This window comes from Plantactinospora siamensis (assembly GCF_042434095.1).
Lineage (GTDB): Bacteria > Actinomycetota > Actinomycetes > Mycobacteriales > Micromonosporaceae > KBS50.
Genome location: NZ_JBHLUE010000026.1, coordinates 269,059 through 283,659 on the forward strand (window position 1 = coordinate 269,059; position 14,601 = coordinate 283,659).

The 14,601-nt window shown below is 74.4% G+C and carries 16 protein-coding genes; 10 read left to right on the forward strand and 6 right to left on the reverse strand.

Going from position 1 to position 14,601, the window contains the following annotated elements; genetic code table 11:
* The first annotated feature begins 36 nt into the window (after nt 1-36).
* The gene (locus tag ACFFHU_RS26585; protein WP_377343018.1) at nt 37-693 is read left to right on the forward strand and encodes a fasciclin domain-containing protein; all 657 of its coding nucleotides are present in this window, start codon (nt 37-39) and stop codon (nt 691-693) included.
* Between the two features lie 83 nt (nt 694-776).
* Here the strand turns inward: ACFFHU_RS26585 and ACFFHU_RS26590 are convergent, their stop codons facing one another.
* Together ACFFHU_RS26590 and ACFFHU_RS26595 are read right to left on the reverse strand one after the other, a co-directional pair.
* Nucleotides 777-1,523 (reverse strand): nucleotidyltransferase domain-containing protein, encoded by a 747-nt coding sequence (locus ACFFHU_RS26590; protein ID WP_377343020.1) that lies wholly within the window; start codon nt 1,521-1,523, stop codon nt 777-779.
* Entirely contained in the window at nt 1,520-2,194 is a 675-nt protein-coding gene (locus ACFFHU_RS26595; RefSeq protein WP_377343022.1) for a nucleotidyltransferase domain-containing protein, read from the reverse strand. Before ACFFHU_RS26595 ends, ACFFHU_RS26590 begins: the two co-directional genes overlap by 4 nt.
* 154 nt (nt 2,195-2,348) lie before the next feature.
* Between ACFFHU_RS26595 and ACFFHU_RS26600 the strand changes: the two genes are divergently transcribed.
* From ACFFHU_RS26600 to ACFFHU_RS26610, 3 genes are all read left to right on the forward strand, one after another.
* Complete coding sequence (locus ACFFHU_RS26600) at nt 2,349-3,122, forward strand: P-loop NTPase (RefSeq protein WP_377343024.1); 774 nt, start codon at nt 2,349-2,351, stop codon at nt 3,120-3,122.
* A gap of 48 nt (nt 3,123-3,170) precedes the next feature.
* Nucleotides 3,171-4,115: an acyltransferase domain-containing protein gene (locus ACFFHU_RS26605; protein WP_377343025.1), complete on the forward strand. Its 945-nt coding sequence runs from the start codon at nt 3,171-3,173 to the stop codon at nt 4,113-4,115.
* Between the two features lie 80 nt (nt 4,116-4,195).
* Nucleotides 4,196-5,191: an ADP-ribosylglycohydrolase family protein gene (locus ACFFHU_RS26610; protein ID WP_512699501.1), complete on the forward strand. Its 996-nt coding sequence runs from the start codon at nt 4,196-4,198 to the stop codon at nt 5,189-5,191.
* On the opposite strand, the gene ACFFHU_RS26615 is transcribed toward ACFFHU_RS26610, so the two are convergent.
* The 4 genes from ACFFHU_RS26615 to ACFFHU_RS26630 form a co-directional block, all read right to left on the reverse strand.
* Nucleotides 5,173-5,358 (reverse strand): hypothetical protein, encoded by a 186-nt coding sequence (locus tag ACFFHU_RS26615; protein ID WP_377343027.1) that lies wholly within the window; start codon nt 5,356-5,358, stop codon nt 5,173-5,175. The genes ACFFHU_RS26610 and ACFFHU_RS26615 overlap by 19 nt on opposite strands.
* A gap of 302 nt (nt 5,359-5,660) precedes the next feature.
* On the reverse strand, nt 5,661-6,011 hold the full coding sequence (locus ACFFHU_RS26620; protein WP_377343028.1) for a VOC family protein: 351 nt from the start codon (nt 6,009-6,011) through the stop codon (nt 5,661-5,663).
* 26 nt (nt 6,012-6,037) lie between these two features.
* Nucleotides 6,038-6,556 (reverse strand): SRPBCC domain-containing protein, encoded by a 519-nt coding sequence (locus ACFFHU_RS26625; RefSeq protein WP_377343029.1) that lies wholly within the window; start codon nt 6,554-6,556, stop codon nt 6,038-6,040.
* On the reverse strand, nt 6,553-6,870 hold the full coding sequence (locus ACFFHU_RS26630) for an ArsR/SmtB family transcription factor (RefSeq protein ID WP_377343030.1): 318 nt from the start codon (nt 6,868-6,870) through the stop codon (nt 6,553-6,555). The genes ACFFHU_RS26625 and ACFFHU_RS26630 overlap by 4 nt, the downstream gene beginning before the upstream one ends.
* A gap of 338 nt (nt 6,871-7,208) precedes the next feature.
* Between ACFFHU_RS26630 and ACFFHU_RS26635 the strand changes: the two genes are divergently transcribed.
* The 6 genes from ACFFHU_RS26635 to ACFFHU_RS26660 all read left to right on the forward strand — a co-directional run bounded on the left by ACFFHU_RS26635 (nt 7,209) and on the right by ACFFHU_RS26660 (nt 14,598).
* Complete coding sequence (locus tag ACFFHU_RS26635) at nt 7,209-8,171, forward strand: winged helix-turn-helix domain-containing protein (protein WP_377343031.1); 963 nt, start codon at nt 7,209-7,211, stop codon at nt 8,169-8,171.
* Between the two features lie 169 nt (nt 8,172-8,340).
* Entirely contained in the window at nt 8,341-8,652 is a 312-nt protein-coding gene (locus ACFFHU_RS26640) for a hypothetical protein (RefSeq protein ID WP_377343033.1), read from the forward strand.
* Between the two features lie 185 nt (nt 8,653-8,837).
* On the forward strand, nt 8,838-9,500 hold the full coding sequence (locus tag ACFFHU_RS26645) for a HEAT repeat domain-containing protein (RefSeq protein WP_377343495.1): 663 nt from the start codon (nt 8,838-8,840) through the stop codon (nt 9,498-9,500).
* Nucleotides 9,501-9,507: 7 nt separating this feature from the next.
* Nucleotides 9,508-10,515 carry a MerR family transcriptional regulator gene (locus ACFFHU_RS26650; protein ID WP_377343034.1) on the forward strand — a complete coding sequence of 336 codons (1,008 nt, stop codon included), beginning with the start codon at nt 9,508-9,510 and terminating at the stop codon, nt 10,513-10,515.
* A 92-nt stretch (nt 10,516-10,607) separates the two neighbouring features.
* Entirely contained in the window at nt 10,608-13,292 is a 2,685-nt protein-coding gene (fxsT, locus tag ACFFHU_RS26655; RefSeq protein ID WP_377343036.1) for an FxSxx-COOH system tetratricopeptide repeat protein, read from the forward strand.
* Complete coding sequence (locus ACFFHU_RS26660) at nt 13,282-14,598, forward strand: pyridoxal phosphate-dependent aminotransferase (RefSeq protein ID WP_377343038.1); 1,317 nt, start codon at nt 13,282-13,284, stop codon at nt 14,596-14,598. Before fxsT ends, ACFFHU_RS26660 begins: the two co-directional genes overlap by 11 nt.
* Nucleotides 14,599-14,601 lie beyond the last annotated feature (3 nt).

Consider the following 14,601-nt stretch of genomic DNA (forward strand, 5'->3'; position numbering starts at 1 on the left):
TCAGCCACCACTTCGTACCGGAAAGGACGCCCGAAGATGAGGTTCACCCGCCTGGGTCAGCGAGCCGCCGCCGTGGCGACCGCCGCCCTCGTCGCCTCCGCCCTGACCGCCGTGCCCGCCACCGCGAGCGGCAAGAGCAACTCCCTGGGCACCAGGTCGCTCGCCGCGGTCCTCACCGCCGACAAGAGCGGCTTCGACCGCAACGGCAACGACTACGACATCCTGACCGCGGCCGTGCTGGCCGTGCTGAAGGCCAAGCCCGCCAGCCCCGTCGGTGTGCTCACCGACGGCACCACGGCGCTCACGGCCTTCCTGCCCAACGACCGCGCGTTCGAGACGCTGGTCGCCGACATCCAGCACACCAGGCGGCTCCCGGGCGAGAGCCAGGCCTTCACCGCGGTGGCCGGCCTCGGCATCGACACCGTCGAGACGGTGCTGCTCTACCACGTGGTTCCGGGCGCCACCATCGACCGCAAGGCGGCGCTGCGGGCCGACGGCGCCAGCCTGACGACCGCCGCCGGATCGTCGATCACGGTCGACGTGTACGGCTGGTGGTGCTTCCGGGGCGTCCGGCTGATCGACGCCGACCGCAACGACCGCGACCCGCGGGTGATCAGGTTCGACATCAACAAGGGCAACCGGCAGATCGCCCACGGCATCGACCGCGTCCTGCGCCCGGTCGACCTGCCCTGACCGATCCCGGGCGGGCGTGCGACGGACCAGAAACGCCGCACCCCGCCCGGCCGCGGGCCGGTCGCCGTCCGCGACCGGCCCGCTCAGCCCAGGCGGGTACGCACGACCAGGTCGTGCAGGGCGTCCATGGCCGCCGGATCCGGCCGGTCGGGCAGCGCGGACGAGTCCCGCGAGTCTTCCAGCTCGGCCCGCAACCGCGGCACGTCGATGCCCAGTCGCTCGGCGGTACCGGCGGGCAGCGGGCCGTGCTCGGCCTCCCGCTTGGCGGCGATGAGATCCGGTACGTACGGCAGGTCCGCGCCGAGCACGCCGAGGTCGGTCTCCAGCCGACCCGTGCGCATCAGGTGGATTCCGGTGAGCAGCACCCGCAGCGTGTACAGCACGGGCTTGAGCTGCCCGGTCCGGGCGGCCAGCCGTTCCTGGGTGGCCGCGAAGCCGAGGTAGTGGTGTGCGTGGTGCCGGGTGATCAGCCGCGGGGCCAGCGCGATGAGATCGGCGTGCACCGGCGTGGTCACCACCACCAGCGGCGACAACAGCTGCTCCAGGACGTAGCCGTTGCGGCTGCTCAGCAGCCTGGCGAACTTCAACAGGTCATGGCTGACCACGTCCAGTTCGACGCCGTCCCGCACGCCCATGTGCTGCAACGTCTCCGGGCCGGTGCGCAGGCCCACCACCTCGACCGCCGGCAGCAGGTGCGCGGCCCGCAGGTCCAGGTCGGAGTCGACGGACGCGAACCCGTACAGGTGCGCGCCGCTGACGGTGGCGAACAGCAGCGGGTGGGGGAGAGCGCGGGCGGCCTCCGCGGCCCACTCCGGCACCTCGACGGTCACCGCAGATTCCTTTCCCGTACGGCGGTCAGCAGCCCGTCCACGGCGTCGCGATCGGGACGTTCCGGCAGTGCGGTGGTGGCGGCTGCCTCGTTCAGTTGGCCCAGCAGATCCGCGGCCCAGGCGGCGACCGCCTCCCAGGGCAGCTCGCCCTGCCGCACGGCGAGCAACCGGTCGCGCTGCCGGCCGACCTGCACCAGCACCTCGCCGGTGCGCAGCACATGCACCCCGGCGATGAGCAGCCGGATCATGTGCATGGCCTGCTTGTGGTTTGTCTCGCCGGTCCGGGCGCGGCGGGCGGCCACCCGGTCCAGCTGATCCCGGGCGTAGTTGCCGTACGTGCCGGCCACCCGCCGGGACAGGAACGCATGCCGCGCGGACAGCAGCAGCTCCCCGTCCGCGGTGATTGACTCGACCAGGGGCGACCAGAGCACCTCCAGGACCGTGGGGTTGCCCTGCAGGGCCAGCGCGCAGAACCGCTCGAACTCCCAGGAAAACTGCTCGGCGGCCGGACCGTCGAGGTGGGTGGGCGGCTTGTCCAGCCGCCAGAAGGCGCGCGTCGGCGCCACGTACACGCCGCGCCGGTCGTGGTCGGAAGCCGGGCCGTGCAGCCCGTACGCCCGCGAACCGACCACCACGGCCAGGGCGGTATGCCGCTGGACAAGCTCGATCACGGCCGGCACGCTACCGAACGGTCGCCCGACCGGCTCCGCCATTTTTCCCCGGTCCGGCCGACAGCACGCGTTCCGCCAGGTCGGGGCGACCGTGGCGGCGCTGCCGCGGCGTTGGTCGTGGCCAGTGTGCCGAGTGTCCAGTACGGTCGGCTGCATGGGCATCCCCGGGGCCGCCCGGCGGTCGGCGGCGCACCTGCCGATCGTCGCCGTGGCCAGCGGCAAGGGCGGGGTGGGCAAGACCAGCGTCGCCGTCGCGATCGGTCGCGAGCTGGCCCGGGCCGGTCGCCGGGTCGGATTGGTCGACGCCGACATCGCCGGTCCCGACGTACCGCGGATGCTTGGCCTGCGGCGCGACGCGCCGGCCAGGACGGTGACCCTGGCCCGGTGGGGGCGCGGCGGCCGGGGCGATTCCGGGCTGGAGGCGATGGACGTGGCCGGGCTCAAGGTCGCATCCGCGGGTTTCCTCCTGGCCGGCGCCCAGGGGCTCGCGCTCGGCTCGGATCTGGCCGATCTCATGCTCGGCCGGCTGATCAAGGATACGGACTGGGGCGACATCGAGGCCCTCGTCGTGGACCTTCCGCCGGGCGTCAACTTCACCCAGCAGGGGGTGCTGGCTGGCGCCGGAAGGGTGGGAACGATCCTGGTGGTGACCCCGGCCGAGGTCTCCCACCTGGACACCGGCCGCGCGCTCGGCACGCTGCGCGAGGTCCGGACGCCGGTGCTGGGCGGCGTGGAGAACATGGCGTACTTCCGCTGTCCCTGCTGCGGCGTCGAGACCGACCTCCACGCGCCCGCCCCCGCCGAGCGCACCATCTGGGCCGGCGGCGTGGAACGGCTCGCCCGGCTGCCGTTCCGGCCCGACGTGGCGATCGAGGCCGCCGACCTCGCCCCCGTGCTGGAGGTGGTGGCCGCGCACATCGCCGGCTGACCCGACACGGGCGCGACCGCGTGGCACGACATCGGTAGGGTGCTCCGCGTGGATCTGCACGACACCGCGGACCGGCTCGGGGTGGCCGTCGAGGAGGTCGACCGGGTGCGCCGGCTGGCCGGCGACGGGCCGTCGGCGCCGCTGCCCGCCCGGGCCGACGCGCCGGCGCTGCTCGACCTGCTCGCGGTGCGGGCGGACGACGCCGCCGAGATCATGGCCGGCTGGCCCGAGGCGGACTCCCCACTGTGGACCCCGGAGCTGCGCTGGCTGCTCGACCGCTCGATCGCGCTGGTCCGCGCCGACCTCGGCGGCCATGACTGGCTGCCGCCCGGTCCGGCGCTGCCGCGCGACCGGGGACCCGCCTGGCGGCATCTGTACGTCTACGCGTACCTGGCCATGGTCGACATCGTCCGGGGATACCACCGCGAGCACGGCGTCGCCGACGCCGACTCGTGGGTGACCCTCGCGGACCTGGGCCGCAACCTGGCGGTCGACCGGCGGATGGACGGCGAGGGCTGGCCGGTGATGCAGAGCTGGCTGACGCTGCACGCGCGCGGCGGCCTCTACGAGCTGGGTCGGCTGCAGCACCAGCGCGGTGACGGCGACATCGGGCTGCACATCCCCGAGTCGGGCCCGCTGACCCCGGCCGCGATCGACGCGTCGCTGGACCGGGCGCGCGCGTTCTTCCCGCGCCACTTCCCCGACGAGCGCTACTCGGCGTTCTCGTGCGGCTCGTGGCTGCTCGACCCGCAGCTGCGGGAGTATCTGCCCGAGGACTCCAACATCATCCGGTTCCAGCGCCGGTTCGAGCTGGAGCCCGACGAGGAGCCGGAGGGGATCGACGCCGACGTCGAGGTGCGACGGTTCGTGTTCCGGAGCCTGACCACGCCCCTGGACCGGCTGCCCCGCCGTACCGCGTTGCAGCGCGCGGTCGTCGACCACCTGGCGGCGGGTCGGCACTGGCGCTGGCACCGCGGCCGCTTCCCGATCTAGCCCAAGTCCGGCCCTGGCTGGCAACGCGCGGGTCGGCGGGCGGTGTCCGCCGCTGTCCGGGAGTGCGGGATGCTGGTGGGGTGAATGCGGATGCGGAGCGCCTCGGGCGCCTGGACCGGGTTCTCGGTGGGCTCTTGGGCGTTCACGCCGGCGACGCCCTCGGCGCGGCCGTGGAGTTCTCGCCGTGGGCGACCATCCGGCAGCGCTATCCGGAGGGGTTGACCGAGATCATCGGCGGCGGACCCTTCGACTGGCCGCCCGGGCACGCCACCGACGACACGGATCTGACCCGCGCCGTTCTGCTTGCCCACCTGCACCCCGGTGTCGACGTGGTGCGGTCGGCCGCCGACCACATGCTGGCCTGGATGCTGGGCGACTGGCCCGGCCGGACGCCCGGCACGCCGCCCCGGGACATGGGCGGCGCCACCGGCGCCGGGCTGCGCCGCTACCAGCAGACCGGCGATCCCCGCGGGTCCGGTGCCGGGCAGGGCCACGCCGGCAACGGATCGCTGATGCGTGCCCTACCCACCGCGCTGGCGGTCACCGACCCGCAGCGTCGCGCCGAGGAGTCGATGCGGATATCCGCGATCACCCACGACGACCCGCGCTGCACCGTCGCCTGTGCGGCGTACAACGAGATCGCCGCGGCGCTCCTGGCGGGCGAGCCTCCGGACCGGGCCGTCGACCGGGGACACCTCCTGGCCCGGCACCTGGACGGCGTCGATGTGGCCGGGGCCGTCGCGCACGGCCGGCGGTTGCGTCCCCGGGCGCTGGCGCTGACCGGGCCGGCGGGCCTGGCGGACGACGCGGCAGGGTACGTGCTGGACTCGCTGACCCTGGCCGTTGCCGCCGTGCTGGACCCGCGGCCATTGCCCGACGTCCTGGTCGACATCGTGCGAATCGGCAACGACACCGACACCAACGCGGCCATCGCCGGCGGCCTGCTGGGGGTCCGGGACGGCGCCAGCGCCATCCCGGAGCGGTGGCGATCTGTTCTCCAGTTCGCCGACGAGTTCGCCGGCGCCGCGGAATGCCTCGGCGCTGCGGGGGAGAGGGCTCAGGAGCGGACCGGCTGACGTTCGGGGTGCAGCAGCCGCCAGTGTCCCTCGGTGACGACCTCGACGTTGCCGTCGGTCACCTTGATGGCGGTGTCGTCATCGATCGCGTACGCCGGCGACGGCATGCCGGCCGCCCACCTCTCCGCCTCGGCCATGGTGTTCTCCGTCAGGTCCGGATGGTCCACGTGCGGGAAGATCGAGAAGTCGACCAGCCCCAGCGTCTCGTCGCCGCCGGTGGGCGGCTGCCAACTTGGCGACCAGCCGGTCGATGATCTCCCACGCCGGGTCGCCGCCGATCCATTCCACGACCCGGCCGGGGACGACGACCGGCGTGAACGGGTTGTCGGCGGGCGCGACCGACAGCGCCAGCCGAGGCTCGCGAGGCAGGTTGCGGGCCTCGCGCGCCAGCGCCGGCACCGGCGGACGCTCGACGTACGACTCCATCCCGGCCGTCCTGGCAGACCACGGCGCGCCCCGCCGCACCGGATCACATCAGCTGCGGGATGTCCCAGGTGGACAGGCAGAAGGGATGGCCGGCCGGATCGGCGTACACGAAGCAGTGGTCGGAGTTCGGCTGGTGGTCGAAGCGGGTCGCTCCGGCGGTGAGGACCCGCGCCTCGGTGGCCGCGAGGTCGTCGACGAAGAAGTCGAGGTGCATCTGCATCGGCACGGCGCCGGTCGGCCACGCCGGTGGGCGAAAGTCCGCCACCTGCTGAAAGCCGATGTCCCCGTTGGGCCCGGTGACGGTCGCCCACCGCGCGTCACCCTTCGGCGTGCCACCGGTGATTTGGGCGTAGAACCGGGCCAGGGCGATCGCGTCGGCCGCGTTGACTGTCACGCCGCTGAGCCTGATCGTGTCGGACATCAGGCGACCCCCCTCTCCTCGTACGCCGGGGTCAGCGCGGTCCAGCGCTCGCGCCAGCTCGGCTCCGGCGACTCCGCGGTCCAGGTCCCCGGACCGGCCGTGGCCCCGAGCGACCGCCCCAGGTCCTCGAGGTGGGCCTGCCAGCCGGCGCCGTAGAAGTGCAGGCTCTTCAGCGGCAGCCCGCGCTCCTCGACGACGAGGCGCGTCCCGGCGCCCTCCTCGGTCAGCCACGCCTCGAGCTGGGCCTCCTCGTCGGTGCCCGGCTGCGTGGTGAGCAACAGGTGGTGGGGCCGCTCGCACACGTCGACGCGCCCGGGACCCGACCAGGTGCTGGTGAAGACGGCATGGAATGTGCCACCGGGCCGCAGATCGCCGGACACCTTGGCGATCCAGCGGGCGAGCCGGTCGGGATTCGTGCAGGCGTCCCACAGGTCGTCGATGCCGGTGGCGTAGACGTCCTCGACCCGTACCGCGCCGCGGTCCTGGTCGAGCGACCGCATGGTTCCGATGATCTTCACTTGCGGGCCTTCTTTCCTCGGGCGATCTCCGTGTGCAGGGCATCGAGCCGGTTCCGCCAGAGCGCGCGGTACGGCGCCAGCCACTCGTCGACCTCGACGAGCGCCTCCGGCCGGAGGGAGTAGATGCGGCGCTGCGCGTCCTGGCGGACCTCCACCAGACCGACCTCCCGCAGCACGCGCAGGTGTCGGGACACCCCGGGACGGGCGATCGGAAGGGCCTCCGCCAGCTCGCCCGCCGTCGCCGGCCGGCCGCGAAGCATCTCGAGCATCGTGCGCCGGCTCGGGTCGGCCAGCGCCTGGAGTACCGCGTCCATGATGGCCAAGAGCGTAACCGATCGGGTACGTAACAACAAGGGTACGTAAGCCGTCCGCTCTCCCCGGCCGACGACGCCCGAGTGGGCGGGTGGCGGGTGCCGCCTCGGGGCCACCGCCACCTGCCCACTCGGCGGCCTCACCACCCCCGTGGCCCCGGCCCGGTCCGCGCCGCCGCCCTGCCGGTGGCGCCCCGCACCCGTCGACCTGGGTGAGGCCGCCCGCAGCGGATGCCTGTGGCAATCCGGCGCGGGCGCTGCTATGACCAGTCCACCGGGTCGGTCCGGCGGCGGCAACGAATTCGATGTCCGTCGAACGACGGCGTTGCTAGGGTTGATCCGTGATTGTCCTGCGGCCGGACGCGGGCACGCTGGGCCGGATGCGGCTGGCGCCGTCCCCGGCGTACGAGGTGGCGTGGTGGATCCGGCAGACGGCCCGCGGCGGTCGGCACCCCTTCTTCGGCGACCTCGGCGCCGCCGCACGATTCGCCCTGCGGGACCGGGACGTGGCCCTGGTCGCGCGCGCGATCGGCGGCGCCGGCTACATCCCGGACCTGCTGACTCCCGCGCCAACCGGGGCCGCCTGGACCCGGGCCTGGGCCGAGCAGCTCGAACAGGTCGGCCAGGCGGGCGCCGAGCTTGCCGCCTGGCACCTCGCCGGCCACCGGGCCGCCGGCACACCGATGCCGACCGACCTGCGCCGCACCGTCGACGAGGGGAGCTTCGGCCGCCGGGCGGCCGACGGGCTCCGCCGGTTCTACGACATGGTCATCTCGCCGCGGCACGAGTATCTCAGCGGGGTCACCGCGGCCGACCTCGCCTACCGTGGCCAGGTCTTCGCCGGCCACGGCCTCGAACACGTGCTGGGCACCCTGCACCCCGGCCTGCGTTGGACGGGCGCCGAGCTGCACCTCGCGCTGCCCTACGACGTGGACGCCGACCTCGCCGGCGCGGACCTGGTGCTGGTGCCGTCGATCCTGCATCGCGACATCGCGGTGCAACTCGACGACTCCGGACGGGTGTACATCGCCTACCCCGCCCGCGGCCTCAACGCCGCGCAGGATCGGCGGCCCGTCCGCGGGCTGCCCGATCTGGTCGGATCCACCCGGGCCGCGATCCTGCGCGACCTCGACGTGCCCCGGACCACCACCGAGCTCAGCCGGCGGCACACCGTGGCCAAGTCGACGGTTTCCCACCATCTCGGCATCCTGCGCAAGACCGGCCTGATCGCCCGGGCCCGCGACGGGGCGGTCGTGCGCTACGGGCGTACCGAACAGGGCGACCGCATCGCGGCGGCGAGCTGACGCCGGTCAGCCGTCCCGACCGGCTCGGCGCCGCTCGGGCGTTCGGCCATCACCGGCAGTGCCGCCGACGTCCATACTGTACGGGCGGAGCCGGGTACTCCGTCGACCACCGACTCGCGCACGACCACGACCACCCGGTGGACGCTCGAATGAGTCGGGAGGTGGGACCGTGATCAACCCGAGGGTCGAGATGCGGCTCCTGGCCGGGAAGGTGGCGCTGCTCCTCGCCGGCATCTACTGCCTGATGTTCGTGGCGCTGGCGGTCGCCGTCGGCACGCACGAGACCCTGCCATTGCTGGAGTGGGTGCTGGTGCCGCTGCCCAGCGTCGCGTTCGCACCCGCGGTTGTCGCCGCGATCCAGCTGCACCGGACGTCGGATCCGGCCCGTCAGAGTCGGCTCTGGCGTCGCAGTCTGCTCCTGGCAGGCGTCGGATTCGGGCTGTTCGTCGCGGTCGCCATGATCGCCGGTCAGCTGAACTGACCTCCCTCCAGGTCCCCGCCGACAGCCACTCCATGGTCATAACCCATCACCATCGTCACGGCCGCCCCGCACAGGCCGCCCCATGAAAGCCAGGATCCTAGGATGCCGTACGGCGAGTGGCGATGATCAGCGATCTCGCCGGCCGGGCTTGACCTTCACACGGTGCCAAGGTTTTGGCTGTGGCCATGGGAGCAGAGGATCCGACGACGACCGCGGTCCGCCGCGGGCTGGAGAGCGGCAATGCGTCTGTGCGGCTACGGGCGGCACTGGCGGTCGGCACGAGCCCGGACGCGGGGCTGGTGGACAGCCTCGTCGAGCGGTGCGCGGTGGAGCCCGACGGCTACGTACGCGACATGCTCACCTGGGCGCTCACCCGACTTCCCCCGGCGGTGACGGTCCCGCGGCTCGTCGAGCAGCTGCGCTCGACGCGGGCGCAGGCCCGCAGCCAGGCGTTGCACACGCTGTCGAAGATCGGGGATCGGCGGGCGTGGCCGGCGATCGGCCCGGCGCTGCTCACCGACGCCGACGACGAGGTGGCCCGCAGCGCGTGGCGAGCGGCCGTCGTCCTCGTACCCGAAGATCAGAAGCCGGAACTGGCCGCGGTGCTGGCGACGCAGCTCGGGCGCGGCGGCCGGGAGACGCAGTTGAGCCTGAGCCGGGCGTTGATCGCGCTCGACGAGGCGAGCACGCCGGTCCTGACGGCCGCCGGGTCGGCTCGCGACCTCGGGCGGCGTCAGCACGCCATCGCCACGGAACGGCTGCGGCGAGATCCGGACGCCGGCTTCGAGTACGCGATCGAGCAGGCGAAGCGCGCGGTGGCCCTGGGTACGATGACCGCGGAGGGGTGAACGTGCGGTGTTGATCGGCGAGGTGGCTCGGCGGTCCGGGGTCAGCGCCCGCATGCTCCGGCACTACGACTCGCTCGGCCTGGTCCGGCCGACGGGCCGCACCGTGGGCGGCTACCGGGAATACTCCGGCGAGGACATCCGGCGGATCTTTCACATCGAGAGCCTGCGCTCCCTGGGGCTGTCGTTGCGCGACGTCAAGCGGGCGCTGGACGATCCGGCCTTCACCCCGGCCGACCTCGTCGCGGACCTCATCGAGCAGACCCGAGCGCGCATCGCCCGGGAGACGGAGTTGCTCACGCAGCTGCGGCGCATCGACGCCGCCGAGCCCCTCGACTGGACGGACGTGCTGCAGGCCGTCGCGCTGCTGCAGGCGCTGGGGTCGGATAGCGCCGGGAAACGCCAGCGCGCGGCGCTGTCCGCGGTCCGGGCCGGTCCGGCGCCGGTGGAGGCGCTCGTCGAGGCCGCGTTGACCGAGACGGACCCGGTCGTGGCCGGAACCCTGCGGTGGGCCCTGGCGCAGGCGGGCGACGGGGGAGTGGCGCTGCTGGCCGAGGGGCTCCGCGCTCCGGCCGCCGAGGTGCGGAAACGTGCCGTCCAGGCCCTCGCCGAGATCAGGACCGCCGAGGCAACCGTACTGCTGCGCGGCGCCCTCACCGATCCCGACGAGGTGCTGCGCAGGTACGCGGCGCTGGCCCTCGCGCCGCGCGGCGTGGCCGAGGCCGTGCCGACGCTCATCGACATGATCGTCCGGGAGACGAGCGACGCCGACGCGGCCGACGCGCTGAGCGCGCTGGCGGACGACCCCCCGATGGCGGAGCTGATCGCCGCCGGCCTCGTCGACCAGCTGGCCCGCGACACCACCGGCCCGGCGGCGCGACAGCGGCTGACCCAGGCGCTCGCCGACATCCCGGGGGACACGGCGGCGCGCGCCCTCACCGAGTTGAGCCGGGACGACGACCGTGCCGTCGCGCTGACCGCGACGTACGTGCTCACGCTGCGCGCGCGGCAACGCTGAGGCGAACGGGCGTCCGGCGGATCGGCGCCCCCGCTTCGTCCCCTCCGGATCACCGGTGCCGAATGTGGCATCGAGGCGCAACAATCCATCGCGTGGATCGACGTCGCCGCCGCGGCACACCGCCGATGGATGCCACCGCGCTGGCCTCCGCGGCGGCGCTCGGCCTGTTGCTGGTCGGCGCGGCGATCGCCGGCCAGCCGGTCACCATCTTCAACGTCGAGGTCGCGCTGGCCGGGAACACCGCGCTGCGAGTGGTGGTGGGGGTGGCCGGCGCGCTGGTGTTGCTGGGCAGCGGCCTGCTGTGGTGGCGCCGGATGGTGTCGGCACGCGAGGGGCAGGTGTCCAACGTGCCGCTGCGCCATCCCGGGTTCGTCGGCCGGCGCGCCGAGCTGGCGCGGCTCCGCGCCCAGCTCACCGCGGCCGGCCGGCGGCGGGAGCCGACGCTGGTGGTGGTCCAGGGTCCGGGTGGCGCCGGCAAGACCCAGCTGGCTCTGGAGTACGCCCACACCTACCGCCGCCGCTACGACGTGCTGTGGTGGATACCGGCCGAGCGGCTGCCGGTGGTCGCGGACCGGATGAGCGCCCTCGCGGTTCGGCTTGGGGCCGTCGCCTCGGCCGCCGACCGGGGAGCGGTGGCCGCCGCCGCCGCGGCGCTGCGCGGCTTCGACCGCTGGCTGCTCATCTTCGATGATCCGCCCGACCCGGCCGTGCTGGGCGCCCTGCTGCCCGCCGGCGGCGCCGGGCACATCCTGGTCACCACCCGGGACCCGGCGTGGACGCAGCGGGCCAACGCGGTCAGCACGCTGGGCGGGCTGGCCCGGCCGGACGCGGTCGAGCTGGTCTGCGCCCGTACCGGTAGCCGGGACCGGCAGCTGGCGGCGGACCTCGCGGCGGAGGTGGGCGATCTGCCGCTGGCGCTGGAGCAGGGCACGGCCTACCTGCGCAGCAGCGGGTTGGCCCTGGACAGCTACCTGCGCCTGCTTCGGGACCGGCCGCGGGCCACGCTCGACCGGGGCAGCCCGGGCTTCTACCCGCGCAGCCTTGTCGCGGTGCACGACCTGGCCGTGGAGCGGATGGCCCGCGACCAGCCGGCCGCGCTGGACCTGCTGCGGATGTCCGCCTTTCTGGCCCCCGACGCCATCCCGCTGGACCTCACCGTGCCCACCGACATCTCCGGGCCGGCGGACCCCGCCGGTTCTTCGGAGCCCGCGTCGGTCGCCGCCGACCCGGCGGATCCGCCGGAGCTGCGGCACGGCGACGCGGTCGCCGTGCTGGCCCGAGCCGCGCTGGTGTCGGTCCGGCCGATCCCCGGCCAGCCGGACGGCTCAGAGCTGGCCGTGCACCGGCTCACCCAGGCGCTGGTCCGCGACGGGCTGACCGCAACGCAGCGGCGGCACTGGTGCGCCGTCGCGGTCGAGGCGCTGGACCGCGCCTTCCCGGCCTCACCGCACCGGTCCGCGGACTGGCCGCGCTGCCGGCAGCTGCTGCCGCACGTGCTGGAGGCCGTCGGGCACGCCGCGCGCGCCGGTACCCCGAGCGGTCCGCGCGCCCGGCTGGTGGAGCGGACCACCACGTACCTGCGGAACATGGCCCGGCTGCCCGAGGCCGCGGCGCTGCTGGATGAGGCCGGCGCGGCGCTCCCGGACGGCGCGGACGCCGCGGTGCTGCTGCGGGCTCGCGCGCGGGTGCGGGTCGACCTCGGCGATCTGGACCGGGCCGTCGCGGATCTGCGGGAGGCGTTGGTCATCGGCATCCGTGCGCACGGACCGCGGGACCCGCAGGTGGCCGCCAACCTGCACGAGCTGGCCACCGCGCTGGTCGAGCGCGGTGACCTGGCCGAGGCGGACGCGCGGTACCGGCAGGCGCTGCAGCTGCGGGTGGCGGCCTTCGGGGCGGCCGACTGGCGGGTGGCGTGGACCCGGCGGGAGCTCGGCCGCGTACTGCGGAAACAGGGCGCCCTCGACGCGGCTCGGGATGAGCTCACGACGGCGCTGGCCGCCGACGAGCGGAGCTTCGGCGCCGACCACTGGGGCCTCGCGGTGATCCATCACGAGCTGGGCCGGGTCGGGTTGGAGGCGCTCGACCTGGCGGCCGCCGAGCGGCACCTGCGGCGCGCGGCGGAGCTGCTCGACGGGGTGCACGACAACCGGTGGATCCGGGCCTGGCTGCGTGCCGAGCTGGCGCAGGTCGGCTTCGCCCAGGGGCGGCGGTGGGCGGCCCGGCGCGAGCTGAGGGCGGCGCTCGCCGAGTTGCGGGACACCCTCGGCGACCAGGACTGGCGGGTGGCGGACGTGCGGTGCGAGCTGGCCCGTGCGTACCGGCTCAGTGGCCGACCTCGACGCGGCCGCCGGTACGCGGAGGCGGCGCTGGCCACGCTGGAGGCCGGTGGCGGAACCGGCCGCGTGCAGTTCTCGGAGGTGCTGCGGGAACTGGCCGCCGGTGACCTCCGGTCCGGCCGCCCGGCGCGGGCCCGCAAACTGCTGGAGCGGGCGCGCGACCTCGACGAGCGGATGTTCGGGCCGGGTGACTGGCGGGTGACGCTCGACCGGCGCGGCTTGGCCGCGGCCGACCGGGCGCTGGGCCGTCCGACCGCCGGGTCGCCCGAGCTGGGCGCCTCGCCGAGCGAACGGTCCGGATTGGACGCTGTGGCAGCCGGCCCGCCCGGACCGGCGCCGGTCGGCCCGCCGGGACCGGACGCCCCGCCCGGGTGTCCACCGCCGCCACGGACCGCCCAGCTCAACTTCGGCCCGGTGGAGGTGCCCGCGAATGCCCGATGACCTGCTGATCGCCCCCGATGCGATGCAGCGCCTGCTGCACGAGCGGTGGGTGGCCCTGTACGCCGATCAACGCCCGCGCATCGACCTGTTCCACGGCGACGTGCTGGTGCCGCCGCCGCCCGCGGCGGCCGCGGCCCTCCGCGAGCTGGCCGACCGGGCGGCCGCGCCCGGCCGCGGCGGCCCCGACGACCTGGAGCTGCACCGCTACCGCTCGCCGCACCTGGTGGCGCCGGCGTTGGCCACCGCGACCGCCGGCTGGCTGCGCCGGGACGGGATACCGGTGGTCAACGAGACCCGGGAGGTGATCGTCGGGGTCGGGGTGACCCAGCTGACGGTGGCCCTGCTGCACGAGTTCGCGCGGGCCGGGCGGACCGTGCTGTTTCCGCTGCCCACCTACACCTACCCGCTGCTGGCGGCGCCGCAGGCGGGGCACCCGGTCCGGCTGCTGCGCCCCACCGGCGCCCACGCGGGGCACCGGTGGGATCTGGAACGGATCCGGCGGGCGGTCGAGACCTGGCCGGACATCGGGGCGATCTTCCTGGTGAACCCGGGCAACCCGAGCGGCGAGGTGCTCAGCGCCGAGTTCCTGCGCGGCCTCGCCCGGCTGGTGCTCGACCATCCGGATCTCGTGGTGATCGCGGACGAGATCTACCGCGAGATGATCCTGGACGGCTCCCCGTTCACGGCCGCCGCGGCGGTGTCGGACGCGGGCCGCGCCATGTACGCCCGGACGATCACCCTGCGCGGGCTGGCCAAGTGTTACGGGCTGGCGAAGCTGCGCATCGGTGTGGCCGCCGCCGCCGAGGAACTGCTGGACCGGTTCTCGCTGCGCAGCTTCGTCTGGTTCAACACGGCCGCTCCCAGCGAGATCGACCAGCTGGTCGCGGCCGCCGTGCTCGACCGAACGCCGGAGTCCTACCACCGGAGCACCGTGCGCGCGTATCGGCGGCTGTTCCGGCTGGTACGGGCCGAGGTGGACCGGATCAACCGGGCCGTCGGCGTCGAAGCCGTGCAGGTGGTCCCCTCGGCCGCCGGCTCCTTCGCGCTGCTCCGGTTGACCGGGTTCCGGGGCCGGACCGGGCCGGACGCCGCGACGGCCTACCACAGCGATGCCCAGATCGCGGCCGACCTGCACGATCGGGGGGTGGCGCTGGTGCCCGGATCCGCGTTCGGCTACCCCCAGGAGGAGTTGCTGCTCCGGCTGACCGTCACCTCGCCCGAGGCGGATCTTCGGGCCGGGCTGGCCCTGCTCGGGGAGCTCACCCGGGAGGTCGTCGCCGCTCCCCGCGTGCCGGCCGCCCCCTGAACC

Excerpts from the sequence above, each read along its gene's own strand:
- ACFFHU_RS26660 (WP_377343038.1), top strand. The coding sequence starts at position 13,282 with ATGCCCGATGACCTGCTGATCGCCCCCGATGCGATGCAGCGCCTGCTG.
- ACFFHU_RS26645 (WP_377343495.1), top strand. The coding sequence starts at position 8,838 with ATGGGAGCAGAGGATCCGACGACGACCGCGGTCCGCCGCGGGCTGGAG.
- ACFFHU_RS26600 (WP_377343024.1), top strand. The coding sequence starts at position 2,349 with ATGGGCATCCCCGGGGCCGCCCGGCGGTCGGCGGCGCACCTGCCGATC.
- ACFFHU_RS26585 (WP_377343018.1), top strand. The coding sequence starts at position 37 with ATGAGGTTCACCCGCCTGGGTCAGCGAGCCGCCGCCGTGGCGACCGCC.
- ACFFHU_RS26630 (WP_377343030.1), bottom strand. The coding sequence starts at position 6,870 with ATGGACGCGGTACTCCAGGCGCTGGCCGACCCGAGCCGGCGCACGATG.